Here is a 6,387-nt window from a genome sequence, read left to right as displayed (position 1 = left end):
GTGTTGACGTTGGTTTACGGCTGGTATTTCGGTTTCGGTCGCGGGCTGATCTTGGTCAGTTTTGCCTCGACTGCTGGTGCAACGGTCGCGTTTCTGCTGAGCCGCTTCCTGTTTCGCGACACCATCCAGAATCGATTTGGCGAACGGCTAAAGAGTTTCAACGCATCGCTTGAAAAGGAAGGCCCGTTTTTCTTGTTCACATTGCGGCTGATCCCCGCAGTCCCCTTTTTTGTGATCAATGCCGTGATGGGGCTGACTCCGATTCGGACTCGCACGTTTTGGTGGGTCAGCCAAATCGGAATGCTGGCGGGCACCGCCGTTTACGTTTATGCGGGGTCGAGTGTTCCCGACTTACAGACGCTGGCGGATCAAGGGATCGGTGCCGTATTTACGTCCGGCCAGCTTTGGCAGATCGGCAGCGCCTTTGTGCTGCTAGGACTTTTTCCTTTGATCGTGCGATGGACGATGAAGCTTATTCAGCGAAAAACGGGGGCAACCGGCGTAAACTCAGTTTGATATGCTGAAGGCAATTAGCTTGTCGCTGTTGGATCACTTTCGCAAAGCAGCGAGGCAGGAGTCATTGAGTAAATTGGCCGCTTTGGCGCTAGCGGCCTGTTGAATTAATGTGCCGCTCGCGCGTCAGCGGCCGGGTTTCACGCATTACCCGGTGCCTTACGGCCCTCGGCTCACCAATGCGATTTGCATTTCGACTAAATCAACTAGCCGCTAGCCACGGTTCCGACACTCAACCGGGGTCTAGCGCCCAACCGGCTAACGGGATTTCACGCAATGATTCTTACCTACCTGTTTATTCATTATTTTCATCGAGAATTCTTATGACTGATTTCTTTTCGCGAAGTTTGATTGTTCACGAGCAGCTGCGTGGCAAGATCGGGATGGTCGCGCGAATGCCGGTCAAGACGGCGGACGATTTGTCGATTGCGTATACCCCCGGGGTCGCACGGCCTTGTGAAGTGATCGCAAAAGATCCATCGCGAGCTTGGGACTTGACTATCAAAAACAACTCGGTTGCGATCGTCAGTGATGGTTCAGCGGTGCTGGGTTTGGGAAATATTGGGGCTCACGCAGCCATCCCGGTCATGGAGGGAAAGGCGCTGTTGTTTCGTGAGTTCGCCGGGATTGATGCGTGGCCTATTTGCCTGGACACCCAAGACGCTCAGGGGATCATTGATACCGTTCGCCGGATTGCACCGGTGTTCGGCGGCATCAATCTCGAAGACATTGCGGCGCCCAAGTGTTTTGCGGTCGAAAATCAATTGCAAGACCTCGGCATCCCCGTCTTTCACGACGATCAGCATGGCACGGCAATCGTGCTATTGGCAGCGTTGATCAATGCGGCCAAAGTGGTCGACCGCAAATTGACCGACATGCGAGTGGTCATTAACGGCGCTGGTGCGGCGGGAACCGCCATCGCTCGGTTGTTGCGCTGCGTCGGGCATGATCCAAACGTTTGTCAATCCGTGCTCGACGTGATTGTTTGTGATTCACGTGGCGCCATTCATCAAAACCGTGAAGGGTTATCGCCCGAAAAACAACAATTGTTGACTTACACCAACCGTGAAAATCAACACGGCAGCCTCGCAGATGTGCTGAAAGATGCCGATGTCTTTATTGGCGTCAGCAAGGGCAACCTGTTGAAACCAAGTCACGTGAAATCGATGTCAAAAAATCCAATCATCCTAGCCATGGCCAATCCGATTCCTGAGATCATGCCGGACGAAGCAATCGCCGCCGGTGCGGCGATTGTGGGTACCGGACGCAGCGACTTTCCAAACCAAGTGAACAACGTACTCGCTTTTCCCGGCATCTTTCGCGGTGCCTTGGATAGCCGCAGCAAACGAATTAGCGAAGAGATGAAGATTGCCGCCGCTCACGCGTTGGCCGACTGTGTTCACGAACCCACGGCCGAAATGATCCTGCCTAATCCACTCGATCAAACTGTTGCCCCAAGTGTGGCGGCAGCGATCCACCGCGTGGCTACCGCCGCGGACGGGACGTAATTGCTCACGTCCATCTAATTTGTAACCAACGGTTTACTGCTATTTCAGTGTCCTCGTGACGCTGCATGGTCAATTCAAATCGAACGTATGGTGCTATTGCCAATTAAGGCGACTCCACCGTCATCGCCATCACCACGGGTGCCGATCGATCGGGGCCTTTGACCAATTCGATCGTCGAAATCGGTTCCGCCCGTTTGGGAAATACCGCCACATAGCGAATCTGTCGGCCAGACAAATCAAATGCAAATTCGGACTCCGGAACATCCACGCGTCGAATGTAGTCAGCGAAATGAACTCCATTGAACAGTTCGTGGTCTTCGGACGATCCGTCCGCATAGTGAATTCGCACGATCATGCTGACGGTTTTCGCGTCACTGTAGGGGAAACCCCACCCCGATACGCCGCTGAGCAGATGAATCGCCTTGGCTGGTCCATTTAGAGGCAGCGTCACTGAATTTGGCATTTTCGAAACGATTCGGCTGTGATCGCTGTGTAACACAATCACATTCGGCACGGTGCCATCTCGCGGATCGATCAGTTGAAACGGCACGTCATTGAACGTCTTGGGGGACCAATCGCTAAAGACAAGCCGTTCAGCCTCGCTGTTGGGGTGGATGAACATTCCGCGATCACTTGCTGCGGAGGCGACTTTGCTGAGATCGATCGCGACGTTTTTGCCTCGTTTGGTCAGGAACTCCAGCAAATCGACGAGCTCTTCAGGCTTGATCGATTTTTCGAAGCCCTCGGGCATAATCGATTTTTGCGACGCCAGAAGCTCTTCGACATCTTCACGCAATACCGCGTGCTTTTTGCCTTCGGCGTCAAACAATTCAATGGCGGTTTTCGACTCCGACGCCAACATTCCGTTGAGCACCAAACCATCAAGTGTCAGCACGGTATAGACACGAAAGTTGCCTTCGACATTCCGGCTGGGGTCAAGAATGTGCGTGAGCAATTCCTCTTTCGGATGAACCGCCATGCCTGTCAAGTCGGGCCCAACGGCAGAGCCTTCGCCGCTGTGGACATGGCATTTTCCACAGTGAACTTTAAAGACTTCTTTGCCCTTGATCGCGTCGCCTGTTTTATGGGCGACGAAAGACAACTCTTCGAGTACCTTTTGACGGTCAGCATTGGGCAGCGATCCCCCACTTTCGAGTAGCTTCTTGGCTTCTTCGCGAATCGATTTGTTGGGATGCGATGCCAGCGATTGCTTCTGGTCCAATGCCAGATCGTTGAGCGAGGCTTCGCCTTTCTGTGCCGCTTCCAATAACGATTTTGTGGAACCAGGACGTTTCAGCAGCAGCGTCAAACTCGCCAGCCGGACCGAAGGCGTCATCGTGGCAAGTCGCTCAATCAATTGTGGCCCCAGCGATTCGGAACTACTCTGCTCTAGAGCATCGATAATGCCGTTGGCTAACGCAGGAGGCGTTCTTGGAGTCAATTGATCCAATAGCGACGTGACGGTTTGCTCATCGGCGGGGCTAAATGCGACCAGTTTTCGAGCCGCCTCGATCCGTTTCGCATCAAGCGCGTCTTCGTCACTGAGCGTATCGACAAAACCGGCGGTAATCTCTTTGCTGTACTTATCGAACTTCTGGCTGCCCCACTGAGTTGCCAAACGAACCATCACACCTCGAGTCCCCGGTGATCCCTGGTCCAAAAGCGATTCTAGATCGGATTCGAGTTCGGGGGTCATTTCGATTTTTTGATCGCGTGACCAGCCATTGCTGATTCCCGCGAACACCGCATCAATAACTTCGCGATTTGCATCTTGCAAACTTGACACAAGCGTTTCCATTTCGCTCGCGTTGTCACCTCGCGCGTAGTGCTCGGCAACCAATTGGGTGATGTCTAGCAGCCGTTTTGCCGGACTGGATTCTTGCGACTGGGCAACCGCTTGCAAGAAACCGATGCTGTTTTGAGCTGCCGCACTGGTAGCAGCATCGGGAATCCAGCGATCCGTCAAGTTGGCTGGTTCGGACAGGATTTGGGCGATTGCTTCGCCGCTTGCCGCAGTGGATGGCAAATCGGACAAGGCCAAAATCGCGGCCAGCTTTGTGTTGGCATTGGGGTCACGATGCACGCCGGCGGCCAACAAGGCGTTGACCGACGCGGTCGACGATGGCAGCACCATGACTGCATTCCTACGGACGCCGGCCGATGGGTGACGCAGAGCCGCAAACACCGCCGAGCTTGCTGCAGTGTCATCCGCGTCAAGTTCACCGAGTCCTTCGAGCGTCCACAACGCATGGATCGCTCCGACGTTCAGCCCAATCGCATCGGTGGACTCGTCTTGAATCAACTGGATCAATTCGTCCGTGACATCGGTTTTGCCTCGTTCCACCAACAAACGCTGAGCATGTTTGCGTGTCAACATGGTCGGATGCCCTAGTGCCGCCACTAATTCGCGGGGCGTCGCATTGGAAAGATCGGGACTTGGTTTTGCATCCGAACCGTCATACACCACGCGGTAGATGCGTCCATGTTTCTTGTCACGAAGCTTCGTTTCATAGGCCGCTCCTTTGCCGGTTTCAAAACCTTGCGGAGTCGGATTGTGCTGGACGATATAGTTGTACCAGTCGATGATCCAAACCTGGCCGTCGGGGCCTATCTCGGCCATAATCGGCGCGGTCCATTCATCGTCGCTGGCGAGCAAATTAAATGGACTGGTACTTGTAAAACCGCTGCCGTCATGTTTTAGCACAAACGCCCCGGTCAAATGTCCCGTCGGTCCGTTCACAAACGCGACGCGGTTCCAATATTCTTGTGGATATTCGCGAGCTGTGTAGAGCGAGTGCCCCGCCGCAGCTGTGTAACCACCGTGGTGATCGACTTGGCGAACCTTGTCCGTGATCGGATCGAAATCGTTGCTGTCGGCAATCGATGAAAGCGTCAATGACGGCGTCCAGCCGCGAACTCGCTCGTAGTAGCGATTGGCGATCGGCATAAAGACACTGGGGTTGCCGTTGGCGGTTGAGCCAAAGATTAGTCCTTCTTCGCTGATACCCAGACCCCAGGTGTTGTTGTTGGTCGAGCGGATAAATTCCACTTCCGACCCATCGGGACGCATGCGAAAGAAACCCATCCGGAATGCTTGCTGAGGTTTTCCGTCGGCAACCGGCTTGGATTGGTTGTAGCCCTGCATCGCCCAAATCCAGTTGTCCAATCCGTACTGGAAATTGCTGACACCGCCGTGCGTGTCGCCGAGCGTCCAATTAGTGATCAATGTTTTGCGAACATCGGCTTTGTCATCGCCGTCGGTGTCTTTCAAGAACAGTGTTTCGGTGGCGTTTTGAACAATGGCCCCACCGTCATGGAATGTGATGCTAGTTGGGATGCTCAGTTCTTCGGCAAATACCGTGAACTTGTCCGCTTTCCAATCGCCATCGGTGTCTTCACAGATACGGATGCGATCGCGTCCTTTGCCCGGCGGTTGCAATTCGTTGGGGTAATCATAGGTCTCGGCGACCCACAATCGGCCGCGTTCATCCCAAGCCATACAGATCGGCTTTCCGTTTAGATCCGGTTCCGACGCAAACAGCTCGACATGAAAGCCCTCAGGGACCACCAGATGCTTCATTGACTCGGCGGGTTCGAGTGGCTTTTGCATCATGTTCATCGGTTTGCCCTGAACACCCCATTTGTCCGACGGAGTGTAATTTGGGATCTCGTTACCGACGTTTTCGTATTCAAACGGTTTGACGTCGTCGGCGATCGCGGTCATTTCAGGAACCGGAAACGCTTTGTCCTGCAGGAAGTCACCTGCATGTTGCGGGTTCCCTTTGGCGGCCCAGCGAATGCCGCGTTCGACAAGGTTTTGGAAGCCCGGATTGGTCCAGGTCCTCGAGTCGTGTCCCCAGGCGGTATAGAAGACACGTCCGTCGCCTTCGCTGCGGATCCATGTCCATGGTTCGCGGCCTTCGGCGTCGACACGATACTCGAGCACGGTGCGGTTTGTTTCGTTGTGTAGATGGTGCACGTAAGTTTCGTCCCAGCTTTCAAAGCCACCGAAACCTTGCATCAGTGGATGATCCGGTTGGGCGATGTCGGTGCGAAACACGCCAGTGCCGTGCCGCTGAAACTGAGCCCCCATCAATGCCACGATCCGGTCGTCGTTGCGAAAACAATACGTGGCACAATGCAGCGGTACAAAACCTCCGCCCTGCTCGACATATCGCAACAACGCATCGGCTTGCGGTTTTTCGATATGGTCGATGTTCGCATACAGCGCCACCGCATCATATTGCTCCAGCGATTGTGGATTCAGCATCGCCAAATCTTCGCTGTAGGTCATCTCGATTCCCCGTGTATGCAATACGAGGGGCAAGTTCGTCGAACCGTGGTTTGGGTTGATGATGTCCTTGGT

At 54.2% G+C, this 6,387-nt stretch carries 3 protein-coding genes; 2 read left to right on the top strand and 1 reads right to left on the bottom strand.

Annotated elements, in window-relative coordinates; genetic code table 11:
• Nucleotides 1-516, top strand: a 516-nt coding sequence (locus RMSM_RS27515; protein ID WP_040769634.1) for a TVP38/TMEM64 family protein, incomplete at its 5' end; no start/stop codon positions are given.
• 320 nt (nucleotides 517-836) lie between these two features.
• Nucleotides 837-2,021, top strand: coding sequence for an NAD(P)-dependent malic enzyme (locus RMSM_RS27510; RefSeq protein ID WP_008704768.1), 1,185 nt, complete (start codon nucleotides 837-839; stop codon nucleotides 2,019-2,021).
• A gap of 103 nt (nucleotides 2,022-2,124) precedes the next feature.
• Here RMSM_RS27510 and RMSM_RS27505 read toward each other — a convergent pair whose 3' ends face one another.
• Nucleotides 2,125-6,348 (bottom strand): PVC-type heme-binding CxxCH protein, encoded by a 4,224-nt coding sequence (locus RMSM_RS27505; RefSeq protein WP_236622320.1) that lies wholly within the window; start codon nucleotides 6,346-6,348, stop codon nucleotides 2,125-2,127.
• Nucleotides 6,349-6,387: the final 39 nt, after the last annotated feature.

Origin of the sequence: Rhodopirellula maiorica SM1 (genome assembly GCF_000346295.1) — a bacterium.
Taxonomy (GTDB): Bacteria; Planctomycetota; Planctomycetia; order Pirellulales; family Pirellulaceae; genus Novipirellula; species Novipirellula maiorica.
Note: the sequence above shows the minus strand (reverse complement) of the source record. Positions and strands in the feature narration are given on the sequence as shown.

Bases quoted from the DNA above. Each gene is read 5' to 3' on its own strand.
- RMSM_RS27510 (WP_008704768.1), top strand. From the start codon at position 837: ATGACTGATTTCTTTTCGCGAAGTTTGATTGTTCACGAGCAGCTGCGT.